The sequence below is a fragment of the Nonomuraea diastatica genome (assembly GCF_004349015.1).
In the GTDB taxonomy this organism is placed as follows: Bacteria; Actinomycetota; Actinomycetes; order Streptosporangiales; family Streptosporangiaceae; genus Nonomuraea; species Nonomuraea diastatica.
Map to the genome: position 1 here is coordinate 1 of NZ_SMKP01000097.1, position 16,559 is coordinate 16,559.

A 16,559-nucleotide genomic window follows, 5' to 3' on the forward strand; every position below is an offset into this window, starting at 1 on the left:
TGTAGAAGGTCAGGCCGCCCCAGCCGCTTTTGGGCTGGTCAAGCGCAGTTCAGTGAGGAACAGGTTAGCGGCCGAAGCCAGGGTGACGTGGCGATGCCAGCCGGTCCAGGAACGCCCCTCGAAGTGGGTCAGGCCCAGGCCGGTCTTGGGCTCGCGGTAGTCGTGCTCGATCCGCCAGCGGATCTTCGCCAGGCGGACCAGGTCCCGCAGCCGGATGTCCGCCGGCAGGGTGGACAGCCATAGTCGGTGGGCTCCGGCCCCTTGCTCTTCTTGGTGCCCTGCCGCCAGGCTATCCGGCGCAGACTGCTGCGTCCGGCAGCCAGAGCCAACTCGCGCAGGCTGGAGGGCGCACTGCGGTACTTGGCCACCGGACGGCGGCCGTTGCCGGAGTAGGGCACCGTCTCGGGGACCACATCGGCGGCATACGCGCTGGTGGTGCCCTTGAGGGCGACCACGTACGGCAGGCCGCGCAGGGTCAGGCCGAGCCGCAGCGCGGTCACATCGCCGTAGCCGGCGTCGGCCACCACCAGCGGCGGGACCTGCCCCCAGGCGGCCAGTTCATCGAGCATGTCCAGTGCGTGCTGCCACTTGGGACGATGCCGCTGATCGTCGGGGACGCCACAGCGCCGCCGCCGCTCGGCGATCACTGCGGCCTCGGCTTGGTCTTCGGCCAGCGCATCGTCCCATCGCTCAGGCAGGAACAACCGCCAGTTCAGCGCGGCCGAGCAGGTATCGGTGACCGCGTGCACGCTGACCGCGATCTGGCAATTGGTCACCTTCCCCGCGGTCCCGGTGTACTGCCGGGCCACCCCCGGGGAGGCATCACCGTCCTTGAGGTGCCCGGTGTCGTCCAGCACCCACGCCTGCGGCGCCACCACGGCGATCGCGCGCTGTGCCAGACGCCGCCGCACCGCCGCGTAGTCCCAGGTCGAGGAGGTGATGAACTGCTGCAGCCGCTGGTGATCCACGCCCAGCCGCTCAGCCATCGGCACCATCGACTTACGCCGCCCGTCCAGCATCAGCCCACGCAGGTACAACCCGCCGTTGGACCGCTGCTCCCGACGCACGAAGGATGTGAACACCTCACCCGCGAAGTCTTCAAGACGGTCTCGAACATCAGCCAGCTCAGCCGGAGTCACACAACGATCATCTCATACCAAATCCCGAACTAACAAAGTACTACTAGCATGGCGCGCGGCCAGCGCCGCCGGACCGCGACAGGAAAGCTCACGACGGCCGCCACCGGCCAAGCCGACCAAGCAGGCCACCACGACGACGGCCCTGGCGGGTCGACGATGGCGTACCCGACGATCAGGGCCACGATGACCGCCACCACCGCGTCGGCAACGTCCCTTCCACCGAGCCGCCGAGCCCACTTCATAACGGGAAGTTATCGCCTCACCCGACCTCCGGCATCTGCCCACGGTAGGACACCCGCATCCGTCCAGGGTCGTACATTCGCACGGGCATTCGCACGGGCCATACGCGTGCTCACCGTCGAGAACGACAACCACCGCAAGGAACCCGATGAGTGCCGTCCCTCCACCGCCAGGCCGCTCAAGTAGGCAGGCCCAGTCGTCGGGGTCGAGTCGCGACAGGTGAGTGGGCGGGTGCCGGGGCACGGTCAGTCGCGCAGGCGGGTGAGCGCCTGCGGAGTCAGGTGCCGTGCGAGTTTCTCCAGCAATGTGGTGACCTCGGCAACCTGCTGTGGGTCGGTGGTGTCCAGGGCTTTGGCCAGGGCGGCGTCGATGGAGGTCGCGCGGACCTGTCCCACACGGTCGGAGATCTGGGGTGCGGGCCGGATGAGGAGCCGGCGGCGGTCGCGGGGTCGGGTTCGGTGATGACGGCGCCGGCCTCGCGGACTCCGTTCATGTGAGCCAAGATATAGACGCCGGCCGCAGCGCCGACCTCGTCGACCAGTTCACCGACGACCACACCGTCATCACCTACGACCGCCGCGGCCTGCCCCGCAGCGCCCTGACCGGCCCCGCCCAGGGCGTGGCCCTCGCCCAGCACGCCGACGACGTGCACCGGCTACTCGCCGAACTTACCGACGAACCCGCCCTCATGCTCGGCTGCAGCGTCGGCGCCTCGATCGGCTTCCACCTGATCCTGCGTCACCCCGGCCAGATCAGCATGCTGATCGCGCACGAGCCCGTCACACCGCGGCTGCTCCCCGCCGGACAGCGCGCCCACCACGAGGCGGAACTACGGGAGATCCACCGCAGGGACGGCCTTAGTGCGACCTTCGAGGTGGTCGCCCAGGTGCTCGGAATCGACCCCGCCAACCTCGACGCCGAAGCCGGCCTCGTCCCGCAGCCGATGACGCCCCAGCGGATGCGCAACTTCGACTTCTTCGTCGAGCGCGACTTCACCGCCATCCTCCACGACATCGTCGACGTCGCCGCCCTGGCCACCGCCTAGGCCCGCATCGTCCCGGTCGCCGGGCAGACCATCCCGCGAACCGTCTTCGATTACACGTGCGCCCTTGCACTGGCCGACCTCCTCGGCACCGACCTGCACGAATTTCCCGGCGGCCACAACGGCAACCACCCATCCCCGTGCTTACGCCGCACGACTGCGCGACGTCCTCAAGCGCTGACGAGCTCGGGTGGCGGACGCGGCAGATCACTCAGCCGCGGGAGCGACGGAACAAGGGCAAGGCTTGGAGGTCGCTGTGGCGATGCCGAGAAGGGCTCACGACTCATCACCGTCGACGGGACCGTCTGCGGCACGCCACCAGTTCGCGACCGACCTCGGCCCCGAACGCGCCACGTCCGAAATGTCCGGGTTATGGTGAAAAGAACGCATTCATCCGCATGTCGGAGATCCGCGAGCTGGAGAGGTGAGTCAGATGGCCGAATTCATGGACGTCCATCACGGCATGAAAGGGATCACGGCCGAGCAGTTCATGGAGGCGCACAAGGCCGACCTCGCGATCGAGAGCCAGGAAGACGTGCACTTCAAGCGAGCCTGGGCGGACCCCGGGTCCGGCGAGGTCTACTGCCTGTCCGAGGCTCCCTCGGCCGAGGCCGTGCAACGCGTCCACGAGCGTGCTGGTCACAAGGCGGACGAGATCCACCCGGTGCCGCTGACGGCTTGACGAGGCGCGGACATCGCAGCGGCCCCCACCGGCAGAACACCGATAGGGGCCGCTGTCACCGTCGCTCCGTCGCCCCGATGCATTTCAGGGGCTACTTTGCCAGGTGGCGGCTGATGACCAGGCGCTGGATCTGGTTGGTGCCCTCGAATATCTGCATGTTCTCCGACCCATGGTCAGCTGCGAGAACAGCTCGATCATGCCGGTGAGCATTAGTTACGCTTGTGGACGTCTCGCATCACTTTCCGCTGATTCCGGGCTCCCACGGAACAGCGACGGAACAGAGGAGGGCTTGGAGGCGACTGTGGCGATGCCTAACCGATGTAGAAGGTCAGGCCGCCCCAGCCGCTTTTGGGCTGGTCAAGCGCAGTTCAGTGAGGAACAGGTTAGCGGCCGAAGCCAGGGTGACGTGGCGATGCCAGCCGGTCCAGGAACGCCCCTCGAAGTGGGTCAGGCCCAGGCCGGTCTTGGGCTCGCGGTAGTCGTGCTCGATCCGCCAGCGGATCTTCGCCAGGCGGACCAGGTCCCGCAGCCGGATGTCCGCCGGCAGGGTGGACAGCCATAGTCGGTGGGCTCCGGCCCCTTGCTCTTCTTGGTGCCCTGCCGCCAGGCTATCCGGCGCAGACTGCTGCGTCCGGCAGCCAGAGCCAACTCGCGCAGGCTGGAGGGCGCACTGCGGTACTTGGCCACCGGACGCCGGCCGTTGCCGGAGTAGGGCACCGTCTCGGGGACCACATCGGCGGCATACGCGCTGGTGGTGCCCTTGAGGGCGACCACGTACGGCAGGCCGCGCAGGGTCAGGCCGAGCCGCAGCGCGGTCACATCGCCGTAGCCGGCGTCGGCCACCACCAGCGGCGGGACCTGCCCCCAGGCGGCCAGTTCATCGAGCATGTCCAGTGCGTGCTGCCACTTGGGACGATGCCGCTGATCGTCGGGGACGCCACAGCGCCGCCGCCGCTCGGCGATCACTGCGGCCTCGGCTTGGTCTTCGGCCAGCGCATCGTCCCATCGCTCAGGCAGGAACAACCGCCAGTTCAGCGCGGCCGAGCAGGTATCGGTGACCGCGTGCACGCTGACCGTCCAGCATCAGCCCACGCAGGTACAACCCGCCGTTGGACCGCTGCTCCCGCACGAAGGATGTGAACACCTCACCCGCGCAGTCCTCAAGACGGTCTCGAACATCAGCCAGCTCAGCCGGAGTCACACAACGATCATCTCATACCAAATCCCGAACTAACAAAGTACTACTAGCCGCACGCCGGAAAACGAACTGCGTGCGGGCGGCGGTCTGGCCTAGCCTGTGGCGCGTGAAAGACGTCCGGTCACTGCCCAAAGCGCATCTGCACGTTCACCTGGAGAGCACCGTACGCCCTGAGACCGTGCGCGAGCTGGGCGGCACGCCCGGGCGCGGCGGCGTGTTCCGCACCTTCAGGGAGTTCGCCGACCAGCGGGCGCGGGTGCGCGAGCTGCTGCGCACGGCCGAGCACTTCCGGCGTGTCGCGGTGGAGTTCTGCGCGGACGAAGCCGCGCAGGGCACCCGCTACGCCGAGGTGACCTTCACCGCCGCCTCCCACGGGGAGCGGGTGGGGGAGCCGGAGATGCCGCTGGAGGCGGTGCTCGACGGGCTGGACGAGGGCAGGGCCCGCTACGGCGTCGAGTGCCGGGTGCTGCTCGACCACTCCAGGCGACAGCCGGTGGAGCGGCTGTGGCGCACGTACAAGCTGGCCACCCGCTACGACAACGTGCTCGGCATGGGGCTGGCGGGCGACGAGAGTCACCCGTTGGCGCCGTTCGCCGAGGTGCTCGACGCGGCCAGGGACGCGGGGCTCCGTCTCGTCCACCACGCGGGCGAGGCGGCCGGCGCGGCCAGCATCCGCGAGGCCCTCGACCTGGGGCACGCCGAACGCCTCGGGCACGGCATCCGGATCCTCGACGACGACAGCATGGCGGCGGAGGTGCGCGGACGCGGGATCCCGCTGGAGGTCTGCCCCACGTCCAACGTCCTGCTCGGCCTCGTCCCGTCGCTGGCCGAGCACCCGCTGCCGCGGCTGCGGGCGGCGGGGCTGACCGTCACGATCAACACCGACGGGGAGACGGCGCTCGCGGACGAGTACGCCAGGCTGCGCGACGTCTTCGGCTGCACCGACGACGATCTGGCCGAGCTGGCACGCGCGTCGATCGACGCGTCGTTCGCCCCCGACGAGGTGAAGGCCGAGCTCAGGGCCGGCGTCCATGCCTGGGCCACGGCCCCGTGACCGGCCACCGGCCGGGGGGCGGTTCGGAGCGGGCCTGCCGGCGACTCGGCGCCGGACGGCGGGTCCTGCCCGGTTGCGGGTGGGGTGACGCCTGAGGGTCCTCCTGCGGAGGTCCTCGACGCGTACGGGGTCGCGGGGCGGCCGGTCTGGCTGGGAGGAGCGTGGCGGGTCGGCGACCTGGTCGTCAAGCAGGTGGACTTCCTGCCGGAGACTTTGTGGCGGGCCGAGGTGCTGGCCGCGTTGCCTGACTCGCCCGCCTTCCGCGTGGCCCGTCCCGTGCGGGCGCGCGGCGGCGCGTGGGCGGCGCACGGGTGGGAGGCGGCCCGGCTGGTCCCGGGGGAGCCCGACATGGGCAGGCAGGACGACGTGCTCAGCACCGGGGCCGCCTTCCACGAGGCGATCGCCCACCTGTCCTGCCCCGCGTTCCTGGACGTCCGTGACGAGCCCTGGACTTACGGGGACCGCGTGGCGTGGGAGGAACTCCCCGGCCCGTCCGGAGCGGCCGGCCCGTCCGGAGCGGCCGGGCTGCTGGAGCCGCTCGTACGGGCCCGGCGGCCGGTGGATCTCCCGTCGCAGGCGGTCCACGGAGATCTGCCCGGCAACGTGCTGTTCGCCGCCGGCCTGCCACCGGCGATCATCGACTGGCCGGTCTACTGGCGCCCGCCGTCCTGGGCGGCGGCGGTCGCGGTCGTGGACGCACTGTGCTGGTACGGCGCCTCGCCCGCGCTGGCCGAGCGGTGGGCACACCTGCCTGAATGGGGGCAGATGCTGGTACGCGCGCTCATCTACCGGATCGTCACCGACGAGGCGCTGAACGGACCTGAGGCATGGACCCCGGAACAGGTGGCCGCCTACCGGCCGGTGGTTGGCCTCGCCGTGACCCACGCCGGGTCCGCCGCCGGATGACCTTCGAGTTCGCCCACCGCTCCCTCCCACGGGCCCCCGTTCCCCGCGTCCCGGGTCCCGTTCCCGTGCCGCCCACGGGGATCGGTCCCGTTCGTGGATCCGCTGGAGGACTACCTGGCGGGGGCGGGCGGGCGCTTCGACCGGGCGGACGTCGAGCTGGGGTATCGCGCGACCCTGGCGTTGACCGGGGCCGGGCGCGTGCAGTGGATGGTGTCGGGTGGCATGCGGGTGCCCGAAGGTATGAGGACTTCGTCCTGTCGCAGGCGCCCTGACCCATCAGAGTGTCCGCAAGGGCGTCGTCCCTGGGCGGTCATGCCTCGACCACCCAGACGCCCACTCGCATCAGGGTCCGCCCGGAGAGTTCGTGTTCCCCGTGCCATGCCTGTATCCCGCGCGGCCGGACCTTGAAGAACGTGTATGGCGGGTCCTGCTTGCGGGGATCCCAGCCGTACTTCTTCCCGAACGTCCCGGCTGTCGCCTCCGCCACCTCGTGCGCGGCGTACGTTTCCACATCGCCGTCGATGAGCACGACGTCCTGAGTGTCGGCGAAGGCCAGCCGCGTCCGGCCGCCGTCGCGCAAGTTGCGCCCGGTGGGGTTCGTGGCCCTGGTCGACAGCCAGACCGCCCGCTCGTGCCAGGCGAACCACAACGGCACGAGGTACGGCACACCGTCCGCGTCAGCTGACGCCACCCAGACGTCCATCTCCCGTTCCAGCCTGCCGAGCACGTCGTGCGTGCGCTGCTGGAGGGTACGCGACGGCTCGTTGGTTGCCATGACGGCAAGGCTACGGTGTGGGCGTGAACCGATCAGGAATCGAGAAGCGTGCGCCTTCCAGGCGCACCTAGGGTGACGTGCATGAACGTCACCATTCACGCGAGTTTCCTGCCGCACGACGACCCGGACGCGTCCCTGGCCTTCTACCGCGACGTCCTCGGTTTCGAGGTGCGCGACGACGTCGGCTACGACGGGATGCGCTGGATCACGGTCGGCCCCGCAGGCCAGCCCGGCACGTCCATCGTCCTGCAGCCGCCGGCCGCCGACCCCGGGATCACCGACGCCGAGCGCGTCACCATCGCCGAGATGATGGCCAAGGGCACCTACGCCGGCATCCTGCTGGCCACCGACGATCTCGACGGTTTCTTCGCGCGGGTGGTGGCCAGTGGCGCGGAGGTCATCCAGGAGCCGATCGAGCAGCAGTTCGGGGTGCGTGACTGCGCCTTCCGCGACCCCGCCGGCAACATGATCCGCATCCAGGAGCTGCGCTGAGCGCCGCGGGTCCGTCGCCGTACGAGATCGATCGTATGCCCGGCAGCACCGGATGCACCAGGTCCAAGGAGTCACACATGGTCCTCACACTCGACGTCGTCACCCTCGGGGCGCCCGAGGTGCCCGCCGCGGGCACGTTCTACGCCACCGCGCTCTCCCCTGCCGTCACCGGCGACGGTGACGCGGTGAGCCTCGACCTGCACGGCACCGCGCGCCTCGATGTGGCCGCGACCGGCAGCCTCGCCGCGGACGCCGGCGCGGATCCGGTGACCTCCGGATTCCGCGGCTACCTGCTGACCTACACCGTCAACCAGCCCACCGAGGTCAGGACGCTGATGGATGCCGCCGTGCGGGGCGGCGCGGAGGTTGTCAAACCAGCGAGGAAGGCGCTGTTCGGTTCGTTCTCCGGGGTGTTCCGGGCGCCGGACGGCGCCCTCTGGAAGCTGGCGGCGGCCACCGGCAAGGACACCGGCCCCGCGGCGGAAGCCCCGCTGCCGGCCGAGACCACGGTCATCCTGGGCGTCGCCACCCCGAAGGCGTCCAGGGCCTTCTACGAAGCCCTCGGGATGACGGCCGACCGGGACTACGGCAACAAGTACATCGACTTCCATCCCGCCAAGGCGGCGGCCAGGCTCTGCCTGATGGAACGCGGCGTCCTGGCGAGGGACGCGGGCACCGGCAAGGACGGCGACGGCTTCCCCGCGATGGTCCTCACCCACACGGCGGAGTCCCGTGCGGACGTCGATGCCCTGCTGGCGGCCGCGGCCGCCGCCGGCGGGCGGGTCACCGTCGCCGCCGCGGAGATATCTGGGGGCCGGTATCGCGGCTCCTTCACCGACCCGGACGGCTTCTGGTGGGAAGTGGTGCACTGAGCCCCAACCAGGCTTCCGGCTGAAGGACGAGCAGGTGGCCTGGCGATGACGACGGATCAGGAAGGCGCTGCCATCAGCACGACGACCGGCAAAGGAGCATGCGGCCGATGAGCGCGTCCACGCCATCGTCACGGCCGCCGCCCCGGCCCCGAAGCCGTGGGACGGCCGGCCCGCCTACGCCAAGGACGGCAAGGTGGTGTGCCTCTTCCGCGGCGGCCAGGGGACGAGGAGCGCTACTCGTCGCTGGGATTCACCGCGGAGGCGAATCTCGGTGACGCCGGCGGCTTTCGCCCTGACCACGTTGAGCCAAGCCGGTGAGGCGGCGCTCCGGGAGCTCGTCAGGAGGGCCGTGTCCTGAGCTCCGGCGCCGGGGGAGCGGCGGCCGCGCCGGGTGAGCGAGGTCAGGGGGCGCTCACCCTGCCGTGTGGCGGCCGTACGCGGTGGAGGGCGAGGCCGGCGTCCACGACCTCGGATCGCTCCAGGCCGGTGACGTCGGCCAGGGCGATCCACGCGGCCCGGTCGGTGCTGCCGCCGATCTCGTGGCGCAGCGTGCCGCCGGTGATGTGGCCTTCGTACACGACGCGCAGGGCGTGGAAGTCGGCCTGGCGCTGGGTGGCCCGCGGGTAGGGGCGGTGCAGGGTGCTGATGCCGAGCAGGGCGTCGATGGCGACGGTGTAGCCGGTCTCCTCCTCCACCTCGCGGATCGCGGCGTCGACCGGGTCCTCGCCGTGGTCGAGGCCGCCGCCGGGCAGCGTCCAGAGCCGCTCGCCGGCGGGGCCGACCCAGCGGGCCAGGAGAATCTGCCCGTCCCCCACGCAGATGGTGTACGCGGACACGCGCAGTTCCTTGGCGATCATCACTGGCCAGGGATATCACGTGAGGTACGGGGATCACGACGGGATTTCGGGTTTCCGCTCCTCGGGCAATCGTGACGCCGTCGGCGAAAGGTCTCGTCGCGGCAGGTGAAGTGCGGGTCAATGGGGTCATGGAAGCGGCATATGACGAGATCGCCGACTGGTACGAGCGGGAGTTCATGCCCCGCGACGGAGACGACCGGCTCCGCATCCGGCGTTCGATCCGCGAGCTGCTCGGGCAGGGGAGCGGGCCGTGCCTGGAGACCGGATGCGGCACGGGCGCGTACGCCGGACTGCTCAGTGAGCTCGGGTGGACGCCGGTGGGCATGGACCTGTCGGCGGGCATGCTGGGGTACGCGCGTTCCCGGCTGCCGGTCGTGCGCGGGGACGCCGAGCGGCTGCCGTTCCGCGACGGAGTCCTGCCGGCGGTCGTCTCGGTCATGGTCCACACCGATATGCCTGGATATATGGGTGTTCTGAGGGGAATTTCTAGGGTGCTGCGGCCGGGCGGGGTCCTCGTGCACGTGGGGGTGCATCCGTGTTTCGTCGGCGGATTCGCCGACTGGAGCGACCGGGACGCGGTGGTGATCCGTCCTGGCTACCTCGACCGGCACCGGACCAACGCGTCGTGGACCAGCCAGGGGCTGCGCGACAAGGTAGGAGCGAGCCACTGGCCGCTGCCCGAGCTGCTGCACGGATTCCTGGACGCGGGCTTCGCGCTCGAACGGTTCGCCGAGGGTTGCGCGCCCGTGCCCATGACGCTCTCGGTCAGGGCTCGGCGGGCGGTGGGTGTCGGGTGACGGCCGGCCGGCGTCTCGGACGGGTGTCGGGCGGCTCCGCGGAAGCACGAGCTGACGCGCCCCCTGCCGTTACGGCAGAGCCCGCTGGACCACCGCCGCGCCCAGCGGCCCCAGCTCCACCCGGCCCGACACCGGCGACCCCGTGAGCAGGTCCGTCCCCTGCCCTTCGAGGGGGACGGACGCGCTCAGCTCCGCGCTGTGGTTGAGCAGGAACACGTACTCGTACGTCTCGTCCCCCCGCACCGAGCACTCCACGTGCGCGGGCACACCCTCGAACCGCGACCGCACACCCGCCGACTCCACGGCCTCCAGCACCACCGCGTCGAGGGCGGCCTGCTCCAGCAGCGTCGCGACGTAGACGACCCGCCCCGCGCCGTACCGGTTCTCGGCCACCGCGGCCCGGCCTTCGAGCAGCCCGTCGGCGTAGGCGGCCAGCGCCGTGCCCGTCTCCAGGTGGAGGTCGTCGCGCCACCAGGTCGACGTGGCCATCCGCCCGTCGGCGAATCTCACGGTGAACACCTCGTGCGGGCGCGCCGGCCAGTACTCGTCGATCTTCGCGCCGATGAGCTCGCGGAACGCGCCGGGATACCCACCGGGCCGTACCCGGTTGCAGTCGTCGACCACGCCCGAGAAGAAGGACATGACGATCGTGCCGCCGTCGCGGGCGAAGGCCCGGATACGCTCCGCGCCCACGTCGCCGATCAGGTACGCGTTGGGCACCACCAGCACTTTGTACCCGTCCAGCGACGACCCCGCCGACACCACGTCGACCGCGTGGTGCCGCTCCCACAGCGGCGTGTAGTGCCGCATGACCGTGTCGGTGTAGCTGAAGTCGCTGCGCGGCAGGCCGTGCGTCTCCTCCAGCCCCCACCACCCGTCCCAGTCGAACAGCACGGCGATCTCCGCGCGCGAGGTCGTCCCGGCCACGGGCGCCAGCAGCTTCATCTCGCGGCCGAGCTCGACGATCTCCTTGAACGTGCGCGAATCGGGGCCCGAGTGCGGCAACATCGCCGAGTGGAAGCGCTCGTGCCCGCCCCGGCTGGCCCGCCACTGAAAGAACATCACCGAGTCGGCCGCCCGCGACACCGCCTGCAGCGAGCCCAGCCGCATCCGCCCCGGCTCCTTGACGACGTTGAGCTTCCACTGGCAGACCGCGCTGCTCGACTGCTCCATCAGCATCCACGGTTGCCCGCCCTTGAGCGAGCGGAACAGGTCGTAGTTGAAGGCCGCCGACACGTGCGAGTCGGCCTCGGCCGGGTTGGGGTAGATGTCGAGCGCGACCGCGTCCTCCTCCGGCGCCCACCGCCAGTAGTCGGCGTGCCGGAAGAAACGCATGAAGTTGGTCATCACCGGCACGTCATCGCGGAACGAGCGCACGATGTCCCGCTCGGCCAGATAACACTCCAGCAGCGCGTCGGAGGTGAAACGTTTGAAGTCGAGCTTGCGGGCCGGATTCATCCAGGTCCGCGGGATGTTCGGCACCTCGATCTGGTCCCAGTCGGTGTAGAGCTGGCCCCAGAAGCGGGTGGTCCACGCCTCGTTCAGCGTGTCCAGGTCGCCGTACCTGCGCCGCAGCCACCGGCGGAAGCCGACCGACGCGGTCTCGTTGTACGCCGTCGGGCCGTACTCGTTGCTGATGTGCCACATCGCCAGCGCGGGATGGAACGAGTACCGCTCCGCCAGCATGGTCGTGATGCGGGCGGCGAACTCGCGGTAGATCGGCGACGACGGATCGTAGTGCAGGCGGTTGCCGAAGCCGAACGGCTCCCCGTCGGCCATGATGGGGAACACCTCGGGATGCAGGTGCGTGAGCCAGACGGGCGGCGCCGCCGTCGGCGTGGCCAGGTTGACGCTGATGCCGTGCTCATGGAGCAGGTCCATGACGTCGTCCAGCCAGCCGAACGTGTACGTCCCCGGTTCGGGCTCCAGTGAGGCCCACGCGAAGACGCCCAGGCTGACGGTGTTGACGCCGGCCTCGCGCATGAGGCGGACGTCCTCCCGCCACACGTCGGGCTCCCACTGCTCGGGGTTGTAGTCGCCGCCGAAGGCGAATCCGCCGACGCGAGTCCGGAACGCGTCCATGCGAGTCATGTCAGGAACTCCCGTGAGATGGGGGCATGCTGGAGAGAGGGACCGGTGAGACGCCGGTCAGAGGAGGCGTGAGGTGACGCCGGCCGTGTCCGCGGCGATGCGGGCCGCGCCGTCCGCGCCGGTGTCGCCGTCGGCGATGGTGACCGCGTAGCGGAAGGCCAGCGACGCGCCCGGCTCCACCGGACGTACGACGTCGAAGAACGGCGCGGGGCAGACGCACGCGAAGATCCCCGTCCGCACGAACCACTGGACCGGCTCGTCGCTGGGGCCGTCGTCGACGAACACGAGCGTCGAGCTCGCGTCCACCTCGTCGTGGTCACCGGAGTAGGCCAGCCACGTGCCCCGCTCGCCCATCATCTCGTCGCCGCCGGTGCGGCCGTCCATGTGGACGCGGCCGTTGCTGAACGAGCGCGGCCCGCGCCAGAACAGCCCGCCGTACCCGGCGTTGGGCCGTCCCTCGGTGGTGGGGCTGCCGATCGGGACGGTGGCGCCGGAGACGTTGGTGAACTCGGTCGCGTACGCCAGCGTCCACCCGTCCCTGCCGAGCAGCGCCCCGAAGGAACGGCGTTCGGTGAACCACGGCTCGCCGGTGCTCGCCACCCAGGTCAGCGACTCCTTGACGGCCATCCGGTCCTCGCCGCTGCTGATCGAGTCGAAGCCGTTGTGCACGATGGCGCCGTTGTTGTCCGCCTGCACGTAGCCGCGGTCGCGGTAGTACGTGACGCCGCCCCAGAAGTTCTGCGTGCCCACGTTCGGCAGCGACCAGGCGATGCCCTTGTGCCAGACGTGGTCCCAGGGCCGGTAGAGCGACACCAGCCGGCCGGACAGGGTGCGCAGCGGGTGGAAGTAGGGGCGCGGCGACTCAAGCTGCCGGTCCCACGGGCCGTACACGTAGCGGAACAGGTCGACGCCGCCGCTGGTGAGCGTCAGCGCGCGCCCGCGCTCGTCGGTGAGCCGCAAGCCGTCCACGGGTTCGGTCATCAGGCGGTCCCTTCGGTCGTGAGCCTCGGGGCCCGGGGGCCTCCCATGGAGGAGTAGAACGAGGATCCCTCGGTCAGCTCGCCGCGCGCCACCTCCCGGCCGGTGAAGGCGGAGGCGTAGACGGCGGCGATGAGCTCGAGGGTCGGGCGGGCCTGCGCCGTCGTGACCGGCATCGGCGCGCCGGAGCGCAGGGCCTCGGCGACGGCCGCGAACTGGGCCGAGTGGCCGGAGGGCGCGCCGGGAGGCAGCGTGTTCCAGCGTGACTCGGCGTCCGGGTCGCCGGGGGCGGGGGTGAAGCGCCAGGAGTCGTCGCCGTAGCCGTACAGGTGCTCCAGCTCGACGGTGCCGCCGGCGAAGTCGAAACGCAGGTAGCTGGTCTCGCGGGCGGACAGCAGGCTGTTGACGATCACCAGGGTGGCTCCCGAGGCCAGGGTCACCACCGCGGTCGAGAAGTCCTCCGTCTGGGTCGGCCGCGCCTTGCGGCCCGCCGTGGCGCGCACCGACTCCCAAGGGCCGGCCAGGGACAGCATGAGGTCCATCTGGTGGATGCCGTGGCCCATGGTGGGCCCGCCGCCCTCCGACTCCCAGGTGCCGCGCCACGGCACCGCGAAGTAGGAGTCGGGACGGAACCACAGCGTGTTGCAGAGCGCCAGGTGCAGCGGCCCGAAGTCGTCGCGGGCGATCGCCTCGCGCAGCGCGACCGCGCGGGCGCCGAACCGGTGCTGCGAGACGGTGCCGAACGAGCCGGCGCTGCGCGCCTCGGCCGCGGCGATCTCGTCGAACTCGCGCAGCGACAGCGCCGGCGGCTTCTCGCACATCACCGACCAGCCCCGCTCCAGCACCGCCACGGCCTGGTCGCGGTGCAGGCCGGGAGGGGAGCACAGGTGCACGACGTCGCACTCGGAGCGTTCGATGAGGTCCTCGACGCGCGTGTAGCGCTCGGGCACCCCCCACCTGGCGGCGAACGTGTCCAGCCGGCCGGCGTCGATGTCGACGGCGGCGACGATCCGCGCCGGCTCGCCCAGCGCCGACACGGCGGCGGCGTGGATGCCGGCGATGCCGCCGGTGCCGACGATCGCGATCCTCATGACGGCCGCCCCTTCTCGACGGACACGGTGGTCAGCCGCCGCTCGTCCCCGGTGATCTCGTGTACGGGCCCGGTCAGCAGCACGCTCGCCTCGGCCACCACGTCGGCGGCGGAGCGGCGCACCGACACGCCCACCTCGCCGGGCTCAACGACGCGCCGGCCGTCCCTGCCGGTGAACGCCAGCAGCCGGGCGGGCACGTCGAAGCCCACCGTCGCGCTCTCACCGGGCTCCAGCTCGACTCTGGCGTAGCCGACGAGCTGGGCGAGCGGCCGGGTGACCGAGGCGATCCGGTCGGAGGCGTACAGCTGGACCACCTCGGCGCCCGGCCGCTCGCCCGCGTTGCGCACGACGACCGAGCACCGGATCGGCTCGCCGGCCCGGACCTGCCCGCCGGCCCGGACCTGCCCGCCGGCCGTCAGGTTCTCGTAGGAGAAGCGGGTGTAGCTCAGCCCGTGGCCGAAGGCCAGCTCGGGAGCCGGGTCGATGGTGCTGACCGAGCCGGCCGCCCCCAGCTTGGGGTGCAGGTAGCTGTAGGGCTGGCCGGCGGTCGAGCGCGGCATGCTCATCGGCAGCCGGCCCGAGGGGTTCACGGCGCCGCTGAGGACCCGGGCGATGGCGCGGGCCCCTTCCTCGCCGGGGAAGTACGCCTGCACGACGGCGGCGGCGTCCCTGATGATCCGCGGCACCGCGTACGCGCGGCCGGTCATCAGCACCACCACGACCGGCGTGCCCGTGGCGATGACCGCGTCGGCGAGCTCCTGCTGCGCGCCGGGCAGGTCGAGCGTCTCCACGTCGCAGCCCTCGCCGGAGGTGCCCCTCCCGAACAGCCCCGACCGGTCCCCGAGCACGAGGATCGCGACGTCGGACCCGGCGGCCAGGTGGGCGGCGGCGGCGATCCCCGAGCGATCGCCGTCGTCCACCCCCGTGCCCTGCTCGGCCCGGATCACGGCCTCGGGCAGCTCCTCCCGCAGCGCGTCGAGCACCGTGGGCGCAGCGATGCCGGTCTCCACGCTGGGGGAGTGCGGCAGCACGTGGTTGACGAAGGAGTAGCAGCCGAACAGCGCCGCGACGCTGCCAGCGTTCGGGCCGACGACCGCGACGCGCCTGCCCGCGGCCTGGCCGAGCGGCAGCACACCGTCGTTGGCCAGCAGCACGATCGACTCTTCGGACAGGCGCCGCGCCAGGCCACGGGACTCCGGGTCGTCGAGGTCGATCGGGCCGGACCCGCGCGGCTCGTACCCGTCGTCGAGCAGGCCGAGCGCCGCCTTCTGCGTCAGCACCCTGCGCAGCGCCCGGTCGACGAGCGACTCCGGGATCCGTCCCGAGGTCACGGCCCGCTTCAGCGGCTCCAGGTAGGCCACCCCGGTGGGCAGCTCAACGTCGATGCCCGCGCTGAGCGCCTGCACGGCCGCGTCCTCGGCGTCGGAGGCCACGGCGTGCAGGGTGTGCAGGAAGGCCACCGCGAAGTAGTCGGCCACCACCGTGCCGTCGAAGCCCCACTCGTCGCGCAGGACCCGGGTGAGGTAGTGGGCGTCGGCGGCGATCGGGATGCCGTCGATCTCGGCGTAGGAGTTCATGACCGAGCCCGCCCGCGCGTCTCGCACGGCGACCTCGAAGGGGAACATCAGCGTGTCGGCCACCTCGCGGGGGCCCGCGTGCACGGGGGCGAGGTTGCGGCCGGCGCGGGAGTTGGAGTAGCCGACGAAGTGCTTGAGCGTGGCGATCACGCCCGCGCACTGCAGGCCGCGCACGTAGGCCGCGCCGATGGTCGCGACCTCGTACGGGTCTTCGGAGATGCACTCCTCGACCCGGCCCCACCGCTGGTCGCGGATCACGTCGAGCACCGGGGCCAGGCCTGGTGCACGCCGAGCGCCCGCATGGAGGCCCCGATCCTGCGGCCCATCTCCTCCACGAGGGCGGGGTCGAACGTCGCGCCCCACGCGGGCGGCACGGGATAGGTCGTCGCCCGCCAGGCCGCCAGTCCCGTCAGGCACTCCTCGTGCGCGATTGCGGGGATGCCCAGCCGGGTGTGGTCGCGCAGCCAGCGCTGCCGCTCGGCCAGCTCGGCGCTCGCCTGCGCGGGCTCGACGGGCGTGGTGCCGAAATGGCGGGTGACGTGGCCGAGCCCGTGGCGGGCGAACGCCTCGAACTCCTCCTCGTCGCCCTGCATCGCGTCCTGCAGCGGCGCGACGACGCCTTCTTCCCGGTTGACGTTCAGCCACAGGCCGACGAGCTGGGCGAGTTTTTCGTCGAGCGACATCTCCGCCGGCAGGTTTTCGACCCGGAGCGCCGCGGCCTCCGGCTGCTCACCTTGTGCAGGCATACACCCTCGTTCGTGGCATGGA

The 16,559-nt window shown here is 71.2% G+C and carries 14 protein-coding genes and 3 pseudogenes; 7 read left to right on the top strand and 10 right to left on the bottom strand.

Annotated features, from left to right (window positions below; genetic code table 11):
- Window positions 1-9: 9 nt before the first annotated feature.
- Together E1294_RS29710 and E1294_RS54165 are read right to left on the bottom strand one after the other, a co-directional pair.
- A pseudogene (locus E1294_RS29710) lies at window positions 10-1,139 on the bottom strand (IS701 family transposase).
- Between the two features lie 485 nt (window positions 1,140-1,624).
- Entirely contained in the window at window positions 1,625-1,774 is a 150-nt protein-coding gene (locus tag E1294_RS54165; protein WP_181958572.1) for a hypothetical protein, read from the bottom strand.
- 98 nt (window positions 1,775-1,872) lie between these two features.
- On the opposite strand from E1294_RS54165, the gene E1294_RS29720 reads away from it, so the two are divergent.
- Both E1294_RS29720 and E1294_RS29725 read left to right on the top strand, forming a co-directional pair.
- The gene (locus E1294_RS29720) at window positions 1,873-2,424 is read left to right on the top strand and encodes an alpha/beta fold hydrolase (protein WP_220448004.1); all 552 of its coding nucleotides are present in this window, start codon (window positions 1,873-1,875) and stop codon (window positions 2,422-2,424) included.
- 430 nt (window positions 2,425-2,854) lie between these two features.
- Window positions 2,855-3,103: an SCO4226 family nickel-binding protein gene (locus E1294_RS29725; protein ID WP_132513851.1), complete on the top strand. Its 249-nt coding sequence runs from the start codon at window positions 2,855-2,857 to the stop codon at window positions 3,101-3,103.
- A 328-nt stretch (window positions 3,104-3,431) separates the two neighbouring features.
- On the opposite strand, the pseudogene E1294_RS29730 reads toward E1294_RS29725, so the two are convergent.
- Window positions 3,432-4,177 (bottom strand): annotated as a pseudogene (locus E1294_RS29730) (IS701 family transposase); the annotation flags it as partial.
- A gap of 230 nt (window positions 4,178-4,407) precedes the next feature.
- On the opposite strand from E1294_RS29730, the gene add reads away from it, so the two are divergent.
- Window positions 4,408-5,355 carry an adenosine deaminase gene (add, locus tag E1294_RS29735; protein ID WP_132513853.1) on the top strand — a complete coding sequence of 316 codons (948 nt, stop codon included), beginning with the start codon at window positions 4,408-4,410 and terminating at the stop codon, window positions 5,353-5,355.
- Between the two features lie 84 nt (window positions 5,356-5,439).
- Window positions 5,440-6,261: a TIGR02569 family protein gene (locus E1294_RS29740; protein WP_132513855.1), complete on the top strand. Its 822-nt coding sequence runs from the start codon at window positions 5,440-5,442 to the stop codon at window positions 6,259-6,261.
- 310 nt (window positions 6,262-6,571) lie between these two features.
- On the opposite strand, the gene E1294_RS29745 is transcribed toward E1294_RS29740, so the two are convergent.
- Window positions 6,572-7,036: a pyridoxamine 5'-phosphate oxidase family protein gene (locus E1294_RS29745; RefSeq protein WP_132513857.1), complete on the bottom strand. Its 465-nt coding sequence runs from the start codon at window positions 7,034-7,036 to the stop codon at window positions 6,572-6,574.
- Between the two features lie 81 nt (window positions 7,037-7,117).
- Here E1294_RS29745 and E1294_RS29750 point away from each other — a divergent pair, with 81 nt between their 5' ends.
- Together E1294_RS29750 and E1294_RS29755 are read left to right on the top strand one after the other, a co-directional pair.
- On the top strand, window positions 7,118-7,528 hold the full coding sequence (locus tag E1294_RS29750; RefSeq protein WP_132513859.1) for a VOC family protein: 411 nt from the start codon (window positions 7,118-7,120) through the stop codon (window positions 7,526-7,528).
- Between the two features lie 77 nt (window positions 7,529-7,605).
- Window positions 7,606-8,400: a VOC family protein gene (locus E1294_RS29755; RefSeq protein WP_220448006.1), complete on the top strand. Its 795-nt coding sequence runs from the start codon at window positions 7,606-7,608 to the stop codon at window positions 8,398-8,400.
- Window positions 8,401-8,801: 401 nt separating this feature from the next.
- On the opposite strand, the gene E1294_RS29760 is transcribed toward E1294_RS29755, so the two are convergent.
- Window positions 8,802-9,257 carry an NUDIX hydrolase gene (locus E1294_RS29760; protein ID WP_181958573.1) on the bottom strand — a complete coding sequence of 152 codons (456 nt, stop codon included), beginning with the start codon at window positions 9,255-9,257 and terminating at the stop codon, window positions 8,802-8,804.
- Between the two features lie 128 nt (window positions 9,258-9,385).
- On the opposite strand from E1294_RS29760, the gene E1294_RS29765 reads away from it, so the two are divergent.
- Window positions 9,386-10,054, top strand: coding sequence for a class I SAM-dependent methyltransferase (locus tag E1294_RS29765; protein ID WP_132513863.1), 669 nt, complete (start codon window positions 9,386-9,388; stop codon window positions 10,052-10,054).
- A gap of 69 nt (window positions 10,055-10,123) precedes the next feature.
- On the opposite strand, the gene E1294_RS29770 is transcribed toward E1294_RS29765, so the two are convergent.
- From E1294_RS29770 to E1294_RS58220, 5 genes and pseudogenes are all read right to left on the bottom strand, one after another.
- Window positions 10,124-12,136 carry a beta-galactosidase gene (locus E1294_RS29770; protein WP_132513865.1) on the bottom strand — a complete coding sequence of 671 codons (2,013 nt, stop codon included), beginning with the start codon at window positions 12,134-12,136 and terminating at the stop codon, window positions 10,124-10,126.
- A gap of 66 nt (window positions 12,137-12,202) precedes the next feature.
- Window positions 12,203-13,126 (bottom strand): DUF6807 domain-containing protein, encoded by a 924-nt coding sequence (locus E1294_RS29775; protein ID WP_132513867.1) that lies wholly within the window; start codon window positions 13,124-13,126, stop codon window positions 12,203-12,205.
- Entirely contained in the window at window positions 13,126-14,214 is a 1,089-nt protein-coding gene (locus E1294_RS29780; protein ID WP_132513869.1) for a Gfo/Idh/MocA family protein, read from the bottom strand. Before E1294_RS29780 ends, E1294_RS29775 begins: the two co-directional genes overlap by 1 nt.
- Window positions 14,211-15,545 carry a glycoside hydrolase family 3 C-terminal domain-containing protein gene (locus E1294_RS29785; RefSeq protein ID WP_425465231.1) on the bottom strand — a complete coding sequence of 445 codons (1,335 nt, stop codon included), beginning with the start codon at window positions 15,543-15,545 and terminating at the stop codon, window positions 14,211-14,213. Before E1294_RS29785 ends, E1294_RS29780 begins: the two co-directional genes overlap by 4 nt.
- Window positions 15,546-16,537, bottom strand: a pseudogene (locus E1294_RS58220) (glycoside hydrolase family 3 protein); the annotation flags it as partial. It lies immediately after the preceding gene.
- Window positions 16,538-16,559: the final 22 nt, after the last annotated feature.